At 56.9% G+C, this 14,895-nt stretch carries 12 protein-coding genes; 8 read left to right on the top strand and 4 right to left on the bottom strand.

All coding sequences use genetic code 11. The annotated features are described in order from the left end of the window. Positions 1–2,067: DUF2207 domain-containing protein (locus C1722_RS15010; RefSeq protein ID WP_102380150.1), on the bottom strand; the 2,067-nt coding region annotated here is incomplete at its 3' end. A 76-nt stretch (positions 2,068–2,143) separates the two neighbouring features. On the opposite strand from C1722_RS15010, the gene C1722_RS15005 reads away from it, so the two are divergent. Then, positions 2,144–2,995 (top strand): TIGR04282 family arsenosugar biosynthesis glycosyltransferase, encoded by an 852-nt coding sequence (locus C1722_RS15005; protein ID WP_180995293.1) that lies wholly within the window; start codon positions 2,144–2,146, stop codon positions 2,993–2,995. On the opposite strand, the gene C1722_RS15000 is transcribed toward C1722_RS15005, so the two are convergent. Both C1722_RS15000 and C1722_RS14995 read right to left on the bottom strand, forming a co-directional pair. Further along, positions 2,992–3,633 carry a cysteine hydrolase family protein gene (locus tag C1722_RS15000; protein WP_102380148.1) on the bottom strand — a complete coding sequence of 214 codons (642 nt, stop codon included), beginning with the start codon at positions 3,631–3,633 and terminating at the stop codon, positions 2,992–2,994. The two genes, C1722_RS15005 and C1722_RS15000, sit on opposite strands and share 4 nt — an antisense overlap. 54 nt (positions 3,634–3,687) lie before the next feature. Then, positions 3,688–4,359, bottom strand: a complete 672-nt coding sequence (locus tag C1722_RS14995; protein WP_102380147.1) for a Crp/Fnr family transcriptional regulator — start codon at positions 4,357–4,359, stop codon at positions 3,688–3,690. A gap of 126 nt (positions 4,360–4,485) precedes the next feature. On the opposite strand from C1722_RS14995, the gene hcp reads away from it, so the two are divergent. From hcp to C1722_RS14960, 7 genes are all read left to right on the top strand, one after another. Then, a complete protein-coding gene (gene hcp, locus C1722_RS14990) occupies positions 4,486–6,066 on the top strand; it encodes a hydroxylamine reductase (protein WP_102380146.1) in 1,581 nt (526 codons plus the stop codon). Positions 6,067–6,529: 463 nt separating this feature from the next. Beyond that, complete coding sequence (locus C1722_RS14985) at positions 6,530–8,212, top strand: ATP-binding protein (RefSeq protein ID WP_102380428.1); 1,683 nt, start codon at positions 6,530–6,532, stop codon at positions 8,210–8,212. Then, entirely contained in the window at positions 8,205–8,909 is a 705-nt protein-coding gene (locus C1722_RS14980) for a response regulator transcription factor (RefSeq protein WP_102380145.1), read from the top strand. The genes C1722_RS14985 and C1722_RS14980 overlap by 8 nt, the downstream gene beginning before the upstream one ends. Positions 8,910–9,124: 215 nt before the next feature. Then, the gene (locus C1722_RS14975; protein ID WP_102380144.1) at positions 9,125–11,602 is read left to right on the top strand and encodes a molybdopterin-dependent oxidoreductase; all 2,478 of its coding nucleotides are present in this window, start codon (positions 9,125–9,127) and stop codon (positions 11,600–11,602) included. 15 nt (positions 11,603–11,617) lie between these two features. Beyond that, entirely contained in the window at positions 11,618–12,280 is a 663-nt protein-coding gene (locus tag C1722_RS14970) for a 4Fe-4S dicluster domain-containing protein (RefSeq protein WP_102380143.1), read from the top strand. A gap of 84 nt (positions 12,281–12,364) precedes the next feature. Beyond that, positions 12,365–13,042, top strand: a complete 678-nt coding sequence (locus tag C1722_RS14965; protein WP_102380142.1) for a TorD/DmsD family molecular chaperone — start codon at positions 12,365–12,367, stop codon at positions 13,040–13,042. A 9-nt stretch (positions 13,043–13,051) separates the two neighbouring features. Then, the gene (locus C1722_RS14960) at positions 13,052–13,774 is read left to right on the top strand and encodes a ferric reductase-like transmembrane domain-containing protein (RefSeq protein ID WP_102380141.1); all 723 of its coding nucleotides are present in this window, start codon (positions 13,052–13,054) and stop codon (positions 13,772–13,774) included. Here the strand turns inward: C1722_RS14960 and C1722_RS14955 are convergent. Continuing rightward, the gene (locus C1722_RS14955; RefSeq protein ID WP_102380140.1) at positions 13,771–14,673 is read right to left on the bottom strand and encodes a VIT1/CCC1 transporter family protein; all 903 of its coding nucleotides are present in this window, start codon (positions 14,671–14,673) and stop codon (positions 13,771–13,773) included. The genes C1722_RS14960 and C1722_RS14955 overlap by 4 nt on opposite strands. Positions 14,674–14,895 lie beyond the last annotated feature (222 nt).

Raw genomic sequence — 14,895 nt, 5'->3', positions numbered from 1 at the left:
TGCGGGCGGACCCCTTTTTTCCCGGCCCCCACCGCCCCCGCCCCCGCCTCCTCCTCCGCCCCCGCCGGAGAATCCGCCCCCGCCCCCGCCTCCGCTGCTGCTCGAGGTGGAGAACGATGACGATACGGTGCTTTTGAAAGCATCGAACGCCGAGCTTGCACCCAGGCTCGAAAGCGACGATCCGACGTTGTGCGTATCGATGACCCAGAGGCCCCAGTTCGATCCGCCGATGTCTGTTGATGCGCTGCCGGTTGCCTGCTTGTACATCTCGGGAAGGGTTACGCGCAGCTCGTTCATAACCTTGTCGGCAATGCCGAACAGCGTGGCGTACACCATGAAATCGCCCCATGCTCTCACATCGAGGGGCAACCGCTCGTTCAGTAGCGTGAAATCGTTGAGCCAGTGCTCCAACGCGCTCGCCTTTGCGTGCAGCTCTGCACCTGCGCGACTTCGACGGGGCATGAACCGAATTACGAGAATGTTGGCCGCCACCGCTACGGCGGTGCCGATGTAGAAGAAGGCGTTCATCGAGCCGAGAAACAGGCCGATGAGTCCGATAACCCACGAGATTACCCTGAGTACGGTTCCCAGCGCTTTGCCCGGCTTTTCGATGAACCGCCCAGCTTCGGCTTGCTTCTTTACCACGTCGGTCCAATGCTTGAAGCCGTCGACCGCGAGTTCTTTGTTGCGCTCTGCGTACAGATCGATGGAGTCGAACCAAATGGAGTCAGCGCCGTTTCCGATCTGCCCGAACAGAAGACCGAGTGCGGCAAGGTCGATGGGATTGGTGAGTTCGTTCGCCTTGGGCAGCCGTGCAAGGTAGTAATCGTCCACGGCGACGAGGCCTCCCTGGGCGATCCTCTGCTGCATGGCTTGGTTTCCGAACAGCATCGCTCCAATGGTTTTGAACGTGTCGGGAATGTCGTTTGCCGGCTTGGAATAGGTGCCTGTCCCCAGATAGATGGCTCCCGTTGCTGTGAGATGCATGAGCTCGGTTGCAAAATCGTTCGTTGAGACCGTTCCCCAGCTTTCGACGTATTTCACTACGAGGGGGTGCACGTTCTTATCGGGAACGTCGCGCCAGTACTCCTCCTTGAAAGCTGTCGAATGCTCGCGTCCGAACCTGAAGAAGGCTATGAGGCAGAGTACGAGAAAGACGGCGCACGCACCGAAGTACCCGATATACAGGGCGTTTGCGGCAGATCGTTGGCGGTTGGCGTCGTCGGCCCACTTCGTCTCCTCTTTGACTATGTAATTGAGGGCCGGGTAATCCCATGATTCTACCGTGGCGTTTTGAGCCAGCCATTCGGTGGGAAACACGACGCGCGCTTCGCCATAGGTTCCCGGATCGATGCGCGGTACGGTGAACGTGACCACCCCGTCGCTTCCGATTGCGACATCCCCGTCCAGCGGGCCGTGGCCCCAGGCCCGCACATTCTCGCCCGCGATGGAGGTAGCGCCGGTCGGTTGGGGCAAGTGGAGCGTCATCGTTACGTTGCGAGACGGCTCGGCCCATTCCGAGCCGACGAACTGCCAGTACAGCTCGCCGATATCGGAATACTTCGTCACCATGCCTTCGACTCGGTAGTGGAGCGTGACCGATACCGTTTCGTCCGCTGCCTGGAAGAACACGTACACGCTGTCGAACAGGGTATCGACCGAGTACGCGAATCCTCCTGGGCCTCCTTCGCTTCGCCAGCTCGATACGAACTCCACTTCGCGCAGATCGCGCGACGAAGCGTCTTGTTCGAATTGAACGGATTCGACGATCATTTCGGCGTTTGATCCGAACAGGTCGAACTCCCACCAGACGCACGTGAAATCGCCGTTGAACTTGAATGTGCGCGTTTCCGTTACAGCAAGCGATCCGTCGTCGGACAGCACCGCGTCGATGGTGGTTTGAGGCATGTCGTAGCTTTTCGCCCAAGCAGACGGGGCGGCTACAGCAGCGTATGCGATCGTGAGCAGGCAGGCGAGCACGCATGCTCGGGCGAAGGATGCGAGGATGCGCCGAGCACGGGAGGGCGTTGACGCTTTGGCAGGATTGATTTGATCGGCGGTGCTCATGAATCTCCCTTCGTATCGCTGCAATCCAGTATAATCGATGCATTACGGCATTGCCCATTATCGAGGAGAGAAGCCCGTGCGCATACGTAAGAACGCCCTGTTGCTGTTCAGCAAACCACCCATAGCAGGATTGGTAAAGACCCGTCTGACCGTCTTGAAGGACGGCATCTTCGAGCCGGAGGTCGCTTCGGGTCTCTACCACTGCATGCTGTTCGACGTTGCCGAAATATGCTGCGATGCGCTTGCTCAGCTCGAAGCACGCCAAGCTTCGTCCGAAGGCATCGTCGACGAATACGAGCTCATCATCTCGACGACGCCGCAGAAAAACGTCGAGGTCATGCAGCGCATCTTCGACGAATCGGGGCAGTGGCCGCGCAATATCAGCATTATCTGCGACGAGGGGGCTTCGTTCGACGAGCATTATAACCATGCGTTCGAGCAGGTGTTCGCAATGGGCTTCGATACGATCCTCTCGATGGGAGCCGATATGCCGGCGCTCCCGCGGGCGGTTGTCGTCGAGGGTTTCGAGAAGCTCCGCGCCCTCTGCGATGTGCCGGGTGGCGGTATCGTGATATCACCTGATCAGGAGATGGGCGTATCGATTATCGGGTGGACCAGGGAAACCGCCATGAGCCACGACGGCGTGTTCTACAACAAGGACGGCAAAACTGTGCTGCCCGCCTACATCGACAAGGCGGCAGAGTTCGGACTTCCGGCCCTGTACCTGCCGGCGGTCGTCGACGTCGATACGATGGGCGATTTGTTCCACAACATCACGCTCGTGCAGGCGATCGAGTACTGCGCGAAGTTCGACGACCTCTCGGTTCCGTGGCGCACAGCGCAGGCGCTGCGCGACATGGGCTACTCCGACGTACGCGTGCCTCCGAACGATCTGCACGATCCGCGCGAGGAGATCGATACGGCCTAACAGCCCTGTGCGATGCGCGCCCGATGCTCGCCGACGATGTCGCGTATGGATTCGAGCCCCTCGCTGCAAAACGTTTCAACGTTGATGATCTGGGCTCCGATGTGCGCCATATCCTCGATGTTGGCCTCCTGCACCTCGGGTGTGCGCGAAGACGTGCAATCCTCGATGATCACGACGTTGTAGTCGAGCGAGAGGGCGTCGTAGCACGAGGTACGGATGCAATTCGGGGTGGTCGTGCCTATGAGCACGACGGTCGATACGCCCTCGTTTCGCAGCGTCTCGTCCATGTCGGTTCCGAAAAACGCCGAGAATCGCGGCTTTACGACGATACGGTCGTTCCCCTGCGGCGCGACGGGGGCGGGAAAATCGAGCGAATTGCAGACAGCGCATGCCTTCGAGATGGGCTTGCCGCCCGAAAGCCATGTTTCGAAGCGCGTCGATTCGACATCGGAGCCGTCGGCCGCGTATTCGCGGCATACGTGGAACACCGGTATTCCGAGTTCGCGCGCACGGGCGAGAGCCTTCTCGCACGCCGGCAGAGTCGCCTCGGCTCCGGCGATGCATAGCGACGACTCCGCATCGATGAATCCGTTTTGCATGTCGATGATGATCAAGGCGGCGTTTCTCGAATCGATCATAGCGTCTTTCCTTTCGGCTGTTCGGCTGTTCGGCGGTTATGCGACGTGTGGGTCCTATTCGGCAAAGTTGCAGATGGTGAAGCGATTCTTATCGAAATCGACGAGTCCCTCTTTGCGCATCTTCGAAAGCTCCGCCGACATGGCGCTTCGATCGACTGAGAGGTAGTCGGCGAGTTCTTGGCGGTTGAACGGGATGGCGAAGGTGCTCGACCGGGCGCTTTCCGCTTGGTCGGAGAGGTATGAGAGCAGTTTGTCGCGCGTGGAGCGCTTTGACGTGTGTTCGATCTTGCGGGTGAGGGTGTAGGCGCGCTTAGCCACCGAGGCGAGGAGGTTGCGGACGAGTCGCGTATGGAACTCGCAGGCAGAGGTGCACATCGTGGTCACCCGGCGCACGTCGAGGAACAGCACGACGGAATCTTTCGCGGCTATCGCGTTGAGGTCGAAGGGCAGTTCGGGCTCGCACGCGTAGACCTCGGCGAAAAGCTGGCCGGGCCCGATCGAGGCGAGGATGGTTCGGTTTCCCCAGTAGTCCTCCTTTTCGAGCCTGATCGATCCTTCGAGTACCAATCCCATGGTTGTGGTCGTCTCGCCGACGCGGAACAGGTAGGCGCCTTTCTCAAACGAGCGCGTTTGCGCGTTGAGGCATTTCAACATGGCGTTGATCTCGTCGCCGAGCATTCCCTTGAAAAGGGGGGAGCGGCTGATTATGGGAAGATATCGTTCCATCGGTACCTTTCGTTGTAAAAACAACTGATTGGTTGGAAACAGTATCCTATGGTTCTCCTCACCAAGCAAGTGGTACATCGATGGCCGGCGGCCTTTGCGTGCCGGTCGAAAGTGAGAGGAAGCGTTATGGGCGAGATGTTTTGTTTCCAATGCGAGCAGACTGCGGGGTGCAGCGGCTGTACGGGGCGCGCTGGCGTTTGCGGCAAAGAGGCTGAAACCGCACTTCTGCAAGATGAGCTGACCGGCGCACTTGTAGCGTTGGCCGAGATGGTGCGGCAGAAGCCGGGCGTTCGCACCGATGCCGTCGACGACTTGGCAATGGAGTCGCTGTTCGCAACGCTGACAAACGTTGATTTCGACGATGCCGAGATCAAGCGATTGACTGAATGCGTGCACGCCGAGAAGAGCCGCATCGCGGAAACGTCTGGCGTGGTGAACGCCCCCGATTTCCTCATGCGTAATCTATGGGATGCGCAGGAGGATATCCGTTCGCTGAAATCGCTGATCCTGTTCGGGCTGCGCGGAGTTGCGGCCTACGCGTATCACGCCGCCGTCCTTGGATATCGCGACGAGGCGGTTTCGGCCTTCATCTACGAGGGATTGGCGGCTATCGCCTCCGATATGGGCCAAGACGAGCTTCTGCCTCTCGTGCTCAAGGTCGGCGAGGTGAACCTAGCGTGCATGGAAATGCTCGACAAGGCGAACACCGAGACGTTCGGCACGCCGAGTCCGACGGAGGTTACGATGAGCGTTGAACCCGGGCCGTTCATCGTTGTAACCGGCCACGATCTTCACGACCTTAAGCTGCTGCTCAAGCAGACGCAGGGCTCAGGCGTGAACGTGTACACCCACGGCGAGATGCTGCCTGCTCACGCGTACCCTGAACTCAAGAAGTACGAAAACCTCAAAGGCAACTTCGGTACTGCGTGGCAGAATCAGCACAAGGAGTTCGACAGCCTGCCTGCGCCGATCCTCTTCACGACGAACTGTCTCATGCCGCCTGCGCCTTCGTATTCCGATCGCGTGTACACCACCGGCGTGGTTGCGTATCCCGAGATGGCCCATATCGGCGCTGACAAAGATTTCTCAGCGCTCATCGAGCAGGCGAAGGAGCTCGGCGGCTACGCCGAAGAGCAGACGTTTGCGGGTATCAACGGAGGTACGACCCTGATGACCGGGTTCGGCCACGGCGCGGTGCTTTCGGTTGCCGACACGGTGGCCGATGCGGTCAAGCAGGGTGCGATCAGCCATTTCTTCCTCGTCGGCGGATGCGATGGTGCGAAGCCGGGCCGCAACTACTACACCGACTTCGTGAAGCAGGCACCCGAAGACTCCATTATCCTCACGCTTGCGTGCGGCAAGTACCGCTTCAACGACCTCGACCTGGGCGCCATCGGCGGACTGCCGCGCATCATGGACATGGGGCAGTGCAACGATGCATACAGCGCCATCCGCGTTGCGGTCGCGCTCGCCGAAGCGTTCGAGTGCGGCGTGAACGACCTGCCGCTCACCCTCGTGCTCTCCTGGTACGAGCAAAAGGCGGTCTGCATTCTCTTGACGCTGCTGCACTTGGGCATCAAGGATATCTACCTCGGGCCCACGCTTCCCGCGTTCGTCTCGCCCGGCGTTTTGAGCGTGCTGGTCGACGCCTTCGGCATCAGGCCCATCAGCACGCCCGAAGAGGATCTGGCTGCGATCTGCGGATAGCGTTTCGCGGGTCTCCGTTCGGGGGTGGCCGGAAGACCGACCGCCCCCGGGTTCTCCCGAAGCGGGAGCTCCTCAGGAGCCTTCTTTCGGAGTCTTTTGCTAATGCACGCTTTTGACAAGTAAAACCATGCAACTGGGGCATATTTGCTTGACAAAAGCGTGCATTAGCAAGGCTAGCCATAAACGCCACGCGAAAACTGCGGCACAATCGGGCAGTTGAAGCTATTTAATCGAATTCAGAAGGGCGATCATCTTGCAAGGGCGAGTCCCATCGCATCCCGCGTGCGGCCGACGTCGGCTGCATCCCGTTCGCATCTGATGCCGCCCGCAGCCGATCTTGATCGGCCCCCCCCTGAGCATTCCGGCCGGTTTTGCCTTGCGAAAAAACAGTTGGAATTCTTCCGCATTTCCGTTACCGTAGAGTGTCCGAAGCTCTTTTAGCGAGCGGGTGGGGGTGCGCACGATGCTGAAATTTCTGAAGAATATAAGCCTGAAGACGATATATCTGAGTGCTCTGACGGTTGCGTTCGCGATCACATTTCTCATGTTTGCCATTTTCGACGTGCACTCTCAGCAGCAGCAAACCGAGGCGGCCCTGCTCGAAGAGGCGCGAACCTTCGCGCGAGAGATGGACGCGGTATGGCAGTTCATGGACAATTCCCAGAGGAAGATCAACTACACCTCCGATGGCATCTACGAATTCAAAGGTCTTCACTGCGCCGTTGTAGGAAAAAGCGTCGGCACGATCTTTTCGAAGAACAACAACTACACGATCCGCTATACGAATTTCAACCCGCGCAACTACCAGGGAGAACCCGATCCTTACGAATCGGAGGCGCTCACGGAGTTTGACGAAAACTCCCAGATCACCGAATACTACGGTATCGCTGATTTCGAGGGAGTGGAGCGGTTTCGCTACGTTCAGGCGCTCGAAGTCGACGAGAGCTGCCTTGAATGCCATGGCGATCCGGTTGGGGAAATCGATATCACGGGTCATGAAAAGGAAGGTTGGACGCTTGATTCCGTCGGCGGCGCCATTAGCATCGTCATTCCGCTCGATCAGCAGCAAGAGATTATGCGCAGCAACGTGATCAGGGATATCGCATATTTCGCACTGCTTACAACGGTAATCGGCATCATGGTGTACGCCATCACGATGATTTTCGTTACAAGACCCCTCAACCGTATGAAGTCGGCGTTCGGCGAGATGCAGGGCGGCTCTCTTGCCGTTGCCCTTGACGAGCGGCGGTCGGCAAAAGAGATCAGCCGCCTCACCGTGCAGTTCAACGACATGGCGGAAGAGCTGCGGAATATCTATTCGAACCTCGAAGAACAGGTTGCAGACCGCACGCATGATTTACGTGAAGCAAACGATGCTCTTGAGCGGCAGCGGAGCAATCTCGAGCACCTTAATGAGAAGCTCGAAAAGGAAATGCAGTTCAAATCCGATCTGCTTTCGATGGTCAACCACGAGCTTCGTACGCCGCTCACGTCAATCATCACGTTTGCCCAGATTGCGCGAGAGCGAAGCCAATCGGGGGATGAGACCGAACGGCAATCGTGGGAAGAGATCGAGAAGAACAGCCAGATCCTGCTCGGCATGATCAACAACATGCTTGATATCGCACGCTCCGATGCTGGCAGTGTGAGGGCGACATGCGAACCGATGGATCTGGGAGATGTGGTTGCTTCGGTGAGAAGCACCATCGCTCCGCTTGCAAGAAAATACGAGGTCGGGTTCGGAACGAGCGTTGCTCCCGATGTTCCGCTCGTGAACGGCGACTACGAGAAAGTACTGCGTATACTTGAAAATCTTGGAAGCAATGCGGTAAAGTTCACGCCCGATGGCGGTGAGATCCACCTCATGGTCGAATGCGATCGCGAAACCGGGGGAGTTCTCATCGTGATGAAGGACACGGGCATCGGAATCGCCGAAGAAGATCAGGAACGCATATTCGAGCGATTCTTCCAGGTAGATAGCACGTCGACGAGGAAGTACAACGGCAGCGGCCTCGGACTCGCCCTCGTGCGCGAGTACGCGGCTCTGCAAGGATTCTCGGTTTCGGTTGTAAGCGAGCTCGGGAAGGGCAGTTCGTTCATCATCCGAATCCCCCGCAAGGCGATCGTAGGAGAAGACGATGTATAAGGTGATGTTGATCGATGACGAGGCGAACCTCCACACGGCTATAGGGGAGCTGCTCGTTTCGAACGGGTACGAGTACTGCGGAGCGATGAACGGCGAGGAGGGTCTTGAGGCGCTCACCGATGAAAAGCCGGACCTTCTGCTGCTCGATGTCATGCTTCCGGGCATCAACGGCTTTGATCTGTGCCGCAAGATCCGCGACGAGGGAAGGCGCATACCGATCATTTTCGTGTCGGCAAAAAACGATATCGTCGATAAGAGCATCGGATTCAAAGCAGGCGGCGACGACTACGTAACCAAGCCGTTCAACTCGACCGAGCTCCTGCTGCGCATCGAGGCGAACATTCGCAGGCATAAGGATACGATCGAATTCGCCCACTGCTGCAATCGCGAAGGCGTGGCCAAGATCGGCGATCTCGAGGTGCATTTCGACGAGTACCAGGTGTTCGTGAGAGGCAACCCGGTGCAGCTTACCACTAAGGAATTCGAGATCGTGGCCTTTCTCGCTACGAACCCGGGCAAGGTGTTTACGCGGAGCCAGATCCAGGAGTACATCTGGGGGGACGCCGATGCCAAGGATACGAACAGCATCACGGTGTTCGTGCGCAAGATCCGCGAGAAGATCGAGGAGAACCCTTCGGAGCCGAAGTACCTGCTCACTGTGCAGAGGGTGGGCTACAAGATGGCCGATGCCCTGTAACGTGCTGCATTCCCGTTAATATCAGGTTAATAACTTCTTAATCGAAAACTTATTTTCGATTAATCGCAATAAGCCTTGCTTCTCGATAAAGTTTAAATATGGGAAAACTAGGGGAAAGGTTTTCCTCGGCTGACCGCCGAAGTCGCCTAGCTCATAGGACGACAGAAGCGATACGGCTGAAGTCGATCTAACGACTTGAGATAGGAGGAGAGAGCATGCAGGACGAAAAGGCGCATGGTTTTACCCGAAGGAGCTTTATCAAAGGTGCGGCTGTATTGACGGCTGCGGGTGCTTTGGTCGGGTGCAGTCCAAAGGCAGAGAACCTGGAAGAGGTGAAAGAGCCCGAGTCGATTCCCGCTGATGAGATTTATGCAGGCGTATGCCGCGGGAATTGCGGTGGCGGGTGCTTCCTGAACGTTCACGTGCGCGATGGCCAGGTGGTGCGTACAACGGCTCGCGATATGCCCGATACGCAATACAATCGCATTTGCACGAAGGGCTTGACGCATGTTGGGCGTATTTACGGTGCGGATAGAGTACTCTACCCCATGAAGCGTGTTGGCGAGCGCGGATCGAACGATTTCGAGCGCATTAGCTGGGACGAAGCGCTCGATACTATCGCCGAGAAATGGAACGGCTATCGGGAGCAATTTGGGCCGACCTCGATCATGTTTTTCCTTGGCTCTGGCAATTACGCTGCATTGAGCGGCTCATGCAACGGCGCTGGGGCATACCAGCGTTTCGTCAATGCGCTTGGGTGCTCGTATTGCAGTCTCGACGTGGATGCAGCGGTCGGATTCGGCAGCAAGCGCGCAACCGGCGGGATCGATCTTGCGAATGAGCTCACTGATCGAAAGAACGCAAAAACTCAAGTTATTTGGGGAAACAATCCCACGATATCGCTTATGCATACGATGCATTTCTTTATGGAAGCCAAAGAAAACGGGACCCGATTCGTTGTGATCGATCCCGTCTACAACGCAACTGCTTCGAAAGCCGATTGGTGGGTGCCCGTCAAAGGGGGTACCGATGGGGCTTTAGCTCTCGGCGTTCTCAATGTGTTGTTTGAGAACGGTTGGATTGACGAAGACATGCTGCGCAACAAAACCAATTGCGGACTCCTTATCAAGGAGGACGGTAAGTTCTTGCGAATGAGCGATCTTGGCGTTGAGCCGACCGAAGGGGAGCTTGATCCGGCAACGGGTGAGCCAACTGTGATCGACCCCCCTGCTGTTTGGGACGAGGCATCGGGGACGGCTGTCGCTTTCAGCGAGACGACAAGCCCTGTGCTTGAGGGCATTACTGAGGTTGAAGGTATCAAGGTTCAGACGGTTTACGAAAACGCCATGGGCTACATTTCGCAGTATCCGCCGGCAACGGCATCGGGTATCTGCGGTGTTGCAGAAGACGATATTCGCGAACTTGCTCGAATCTACCACGAAGACGGACCGGTTACCACTGAGATCATGATGGGCATGAACCATTACCGTAACGGACACTACTCGGCGTGGCCCGTCTACCTCGTCTCTCTGCTAACGGGTAATGCTGGTGCTCCCGGTGCGGCCATCGGCCAGTCGGAGGAGTACTTACCGCAACTCATGTACTCGAATATCGCGGAAGCATGCTATCCTAGCGATTCTTCCGGCAACCCATGCCCCGGTCAAGCAAACTTGTTGCATACGGTGCAGGTTTCTGATGTTCTCGAGACCGGTAAATTCCTGGGCGAAGATCTTACGATTAAGAGCGCTTACATTCATTGCTCGAACCCGATTGTGACCATGTGCGACCATGAGTACACGCAGAATTGGTTCGACAAGCTGGAGTTTGTCGTCGTGGCCGATATGTGCATGACGGAAACATGCAAACACGCCGATATCGTACTGCCGTCTGCGCATTGGTTCGAGCAGGTTGATCTCGGATTCCTGTTCTCGTCTCATCCGTATTTGCTGTGGCAAGATAAATGCATCGAACCCGTTGGCGAAGCGAAGCCCGACTTCCAGATTTTCGGTCTCTTACTCGATAAGCTTGGTCTCGGCGAATTCTGGAACATCAGCGAAGAAGAATACCTTGAAACGCTGCTCGATTCCGATTACTGGCGCAGTGTCGGCTGCACGGTGGAAAAGCTCAAGACCGATAAGGCTGCTCGAATATATCCCGAGGGGGATAAAATTGCGCAGGCTGAAGTCTTTGGAACTGAAACGGGCCGCATCGGCCTGTATCAAGAGACTGTAACGCCTGCTTACGTATCCGGTAAAGAGATAGACGAATCGATCGAACGCGGTCTTCATTGGGAGACTCCGACGTTTGCCGGCGCCGACCGTGAGTACCGTCAAGCCCATCCGTATCATTTGCTGTCAGAACATATGCGCACCCATACCCATACGCAGTGGTGGGATTGCGAATACGTCAAGGAATACGAACCGGAGCCTATTGTTCGTCTTAATCCTGACGATGCAGCAGAGCTCGGCTTATCCGAAGGCGATACCGCGAAGCTTTTTAACGATCAGGGCTTTGTTGTTATGAAAGTCGCCATCAATGCGGGCTTACCGCGTGGAATGATCAGCTCTGCCCGAAGCTGGCAGAAAGACGATTTTATCGACGGACACTTTGCAAGCCTTCCTTCAAGGGAATATAACCAAGTGTGCGCTAACCAGGCTTTCAATGACGTGGCTGTATCGATTGAGAAGATGTAGGGAGCGTGAGTGACTATGACGCGTTACGGAATGGCGATAGATCTGAATCGCTGCTTTGGATGCCAAGCGTGCGCCGCGGCATGCAAGGTCGCGAACAATCTTCCGAAAGACCTGGTGTACAACGTTGTTTATACCAAAACCGATAAAGACTACTCTACGTTTGGGCAAGCGGTAGTGAAAGGAGCCATTACAAATGATGTTGCTGGCGGGACGTATCCTGATTGCACGCTAGGTTTCCTGCCCGTTCAGTGCCAGCATTGCCAGAATCCCGCCTGCCTCGATGTGTGTCCGACCGGCGCTACGCAAAAGCGAGAAGACGGTATCGTATGGGTCGACGACGAGCTGTGCATCGGGTGCGAATCGTGCATCCAGGCATGTCCCTATGATGAGGTGCGTACGCTTATCGGCGGCGATCCGGAGTATTATCTCGATATCGTCGTAGGCGAGGCGGATGCGCCGACGCATCGAGGCGGTACAGTCGAGAAGTGCACATTCTGCCATAACCTCATCGATCGTGGGGAGGTTCCCGCATGTATGCAGTGTTGCCCGGGCCGCGCTCGTTATTGGGGAGACCTCGACGATCCGGAGTCTGAGATCTCGAAAGCCATTGAGGGTAGAGAAACGATGTTTTTGCGTGAGGACGCAGGAACCGCACCGAATGTTTACTACCTCGTGTAACTGCCTGTTTTTATAGCTGCGTCCGGGGCTTGTCCTCGGACGCATTTTCCGGGTGGCGCGTATCCATGGTGAGGGGCAAGCTAAATGGACAACGAATTGCGTTTACTGAACATTGTGGGAAGAGCCGATATGTGCGAGTTGCTCTCGCACGCGTTTTCGTTTCCCGATGAAGAGCTGGTGTCTGCATTGGTTGACGGATCGTTTGGCGATGATTGCGCCTCGTGTTTGGCTGATGCGGGATGCGAGGATGTTGATGCTTCGATTGCCGGCATTCGGATGGCAACCGAAGCGGAGTCGAGCTTGTACGAGCGTATGCGCAGAGAGTACTCGCTGATCTTTCTTAATCCTGCTAAAGTTTTCGTATACCCATACGAGGGCCCATTCCTCCATGTGGAGCACCAAAGGGGTGGAACGCCTTCGCTGTTTCGTTCCTCTATTACGCTTGACGTTGAAGCGCAGATGCGCGAAGCTGGAGTCGTGGCGAAAGACGGCCGCACCGAGCCGTGTGATAGCATCTTTCGCGAATTCGAATTCATGTCGTTTCTCTACGGAAGCCTTGCATCGGCAATTCAGCAGGAAGATATCGAAGCCGAGACTCTCTGGGGCGATAGGGTCACCCGGTTTCTCGAACAGCATGCCTTGCGCTGGATGCCATCGTTCATGAAGCGCACCACCGAACATTCCCATGGGGGCGTATATGGTGCCATAGCGCAGCCTGCAGCTATCTTTCTTACTAGCCTAATGGAAGAGTTTAATCGATAGGAATATGAGATGAATTTTCTCGTAGTATTGCTGTGCACGGTTATCGCGGTTCTTGTTTTGAAGAAGCCGATGAAAAAGTATCCGATTCTGTTCTACGCTCTCGCCGTTGCTCTCGATGTCCTGTTCGTATGCGGTTACTATATTGAGTTTCCGAGGGCGATAACGGGGGCTCTGACGTTACTCGTCCACAAATGCACCCTGTCGCTCGCCCTTTTCACCGTCGTGATGTACATCGGGGTGTTCGCCCAGGGGTCGAAGGCGAAAACGTACCTTCTGCCCATCCGGGCGGAGCTCTCCATCGTCGCATGGATCCTGTCGCTCGGGCACATGGCGGTCTACCTGATGTCGTACGTGCCGCAGCTCTCGCACGGCGCCGAGCACATGAACGGCGTCGTGCTCGGTTCGCTCGCGGTGGCGCTCGTGCTGTTCGCGCTGCTGCTTGTGCTCGGGGTGACGTCGTTCGCCATCGTCAAGCGGAGCATGAAGCTCCATACGTGGAAGCGCGTCCAGACGCTCGCGTACCCGTTCTTCATCCTCGTGTACGTTCATCTGCTGCTCATGCTGCTCCCCGCAGCGCTCAGGGGCGGGGCTGCGGCGCAGGCGAGCGTCGCGGTGTACTCGGTTGTCTTCGTCGGCTACATCGCGCTGCGGCTGTATCGGGCTGCGAAGGACAGGAGCATGCGCGTTCAGGGCGTCGACGGTTCGACGGTTGCGGATCCCGAAGCGGACTAGATGTCCACGCCCAAAAACTGCTTCACGATGATGCCGATCACGAACGAGAGCGCGGCAACGCCGAGGCTGATGCCGGCCATTTGCCCGAAGCGCTTCTTGAATGGCAATCCCTGCGCCACCGAGAGGTAGTAGTTGAATGCGACGAGGATCAGGAGCACGATTACGATCATCGTGCCGAGCGCCCAAAGATAATGCGCCTCGTCGAACAGGAGGTAGGGAAGGATCAGGAGCGCAACGGTTATCAGGTAGGCTACGCCCGTGTAGCTCGCCGATTTGAGCGCGTCGGGCCTGCCCTCGCTTTTCGTCGAGAGGTATTCGCTCGAAGCCATCGAGAGGGTGGCGGCGATGCCGGTGATCAAGCCCGAAAGCGCGATGAGGCGCGTGTTCTGCATGGCGAGGGTGAGGCCCGCGAGCGTGCCGGTCATCTCGACCATAGCGTCGTTCATGCCGAGCACCATCGAGCCTACGTACGAGAGCCGCTCTTCGTCGAGCATTTCGAGCAGCGCCTCCTCATGTTCGATCTCGTCGGCGCGAATCTCCATCGCCTCGGGCACTTCGACGGCGAGCTGCTCGTACTTGTCCTGGGCGTTTCCTTCGCCGTTCTCCATGAGCTTTACCGCGAACGTGAATCCGAGAACCCGTGCCATGATGGTGTGGAGCATAACCTTGCCCCGCTCCGGCTTCATGTCCTCGCCGGTATAACGCCGCCATCGTTCGGCGTGGAACGCCTCTTCCTGGGCAATGCGCAAAAGCGCCGCTTTGTTCTTCTCGTCTTTTGTACGGGCGGCTATGCGGCGGTATATCTCCGCCTCGGTTACTTCCCCTTGCTGGAATATCTTGATCTGTGCGAGCGATTCGGGCGAGATCGCGGGTACGGTATCGTTGGTGTTGTCGGGCATAGTTTGCTCCTTGCGCGTAGTGTTCTGCAACACCTTAGCACAGTGAGAAACATAGGAGTTGAAAAGGATGGATGGGTTCGCGGACGAGGGGCTCGTTGCGAAACGGAATCGGTGCGCAACGGATCGAAACTGCACCCGACGTCGTATTGCCGTTTTGCTCGAAACGGTCGGCTGTGGCAGGAAAAGCGAGTTTTTCGTCGCTTCGGCGGTACTCGTGCGACC

The organism is Raoultibacter timonensis, assembly GCF_900240215.1.
Taxonomy (GTDB): domain Bacteria; phylum Actinomycetota; class Coriobacteriia; order Coriobacteriales; family Eggerthellaceae; genus Raoultibacter; species Raoultibacter timonensis.
The sequence above is the reverse complement of the archived record's forward strand: the minus strand, read 5'-3'. Positions and strand labels throughout refer to the sequence as shown.

Excerpts from the sequence above, each read along its gene's own strand:
- C1722_RS14970 (WP_102380143.1), top strand. The coding sequence starts at position 11,618 with ATGACGCGTTACGGAATGGCGATAGATCTGAATCGCTGCTTTGGATGC.
- C1722_RS14975 (WP_102380144.1), top strand. The coding sequence starts at position 9,125 with ATGCAGGACGAAAAGGCGCATGGTTTTACCCGAAGGAGCTTTATCAAA.
- hcp (WP_102380146.1), top strand. The coding sequence starts at position 4,486 with ATGGGCGAGATGTTTTGTTTCCAATGCGAGCAGACTGCGGGGTGCAGC.
- C1722_RS14980 (WP_102380145.1), top strand. The coding sequence starts at position 8,205 with ATGTATAAGGTGATGTTGATCGATGACGAGGCGAACCTCCACACGGCT.
- C1722_RS14955 (WP_102380140.1), bottom strand. The coding sequence starts at position 14,673 with ATGCCCGACAACACCAACGATACCGTACCCGCGATCTCGCCCGAATCG.
- C1722_RS14985 (WP_102380428.1), top strand. The coding sequence starts at position 6,530 with ATGCTGAAATTTCTGAAGAATATAAGCCTGAAGACGATATATCTGAGT.
- C1722_RS14965 (WP_102380142.1), top strand. The coding sequence starts at position 12,365 with ATGGACAACGAATTGCGTTTACTGAACATTGTGGGAAGAGCCGATATG.
- C1722_RS14995 (WP_102380147.1), bottom strand. The coding sequence starts at position 4,359 with ATGGAACGATATCTTCCCATAATCAGCCGCTCCCCCCTTTTCAAGGGA.
- C1722_RS15000 (WP_102380148.1), bottom strand. The coding sequence starts at position 3,633 with ATGATCGATTCGAGAAACGCCGCCTTGATCATCATCGACATGCAAAAC.
- C1722_RS14960 (WP_102380141.1), top strand. The coding sequence starts at position 13,052 with ATGAATTTTCTCGTAGTATTGCTGTGCACGGTTATCGCGGTTCTTGTT.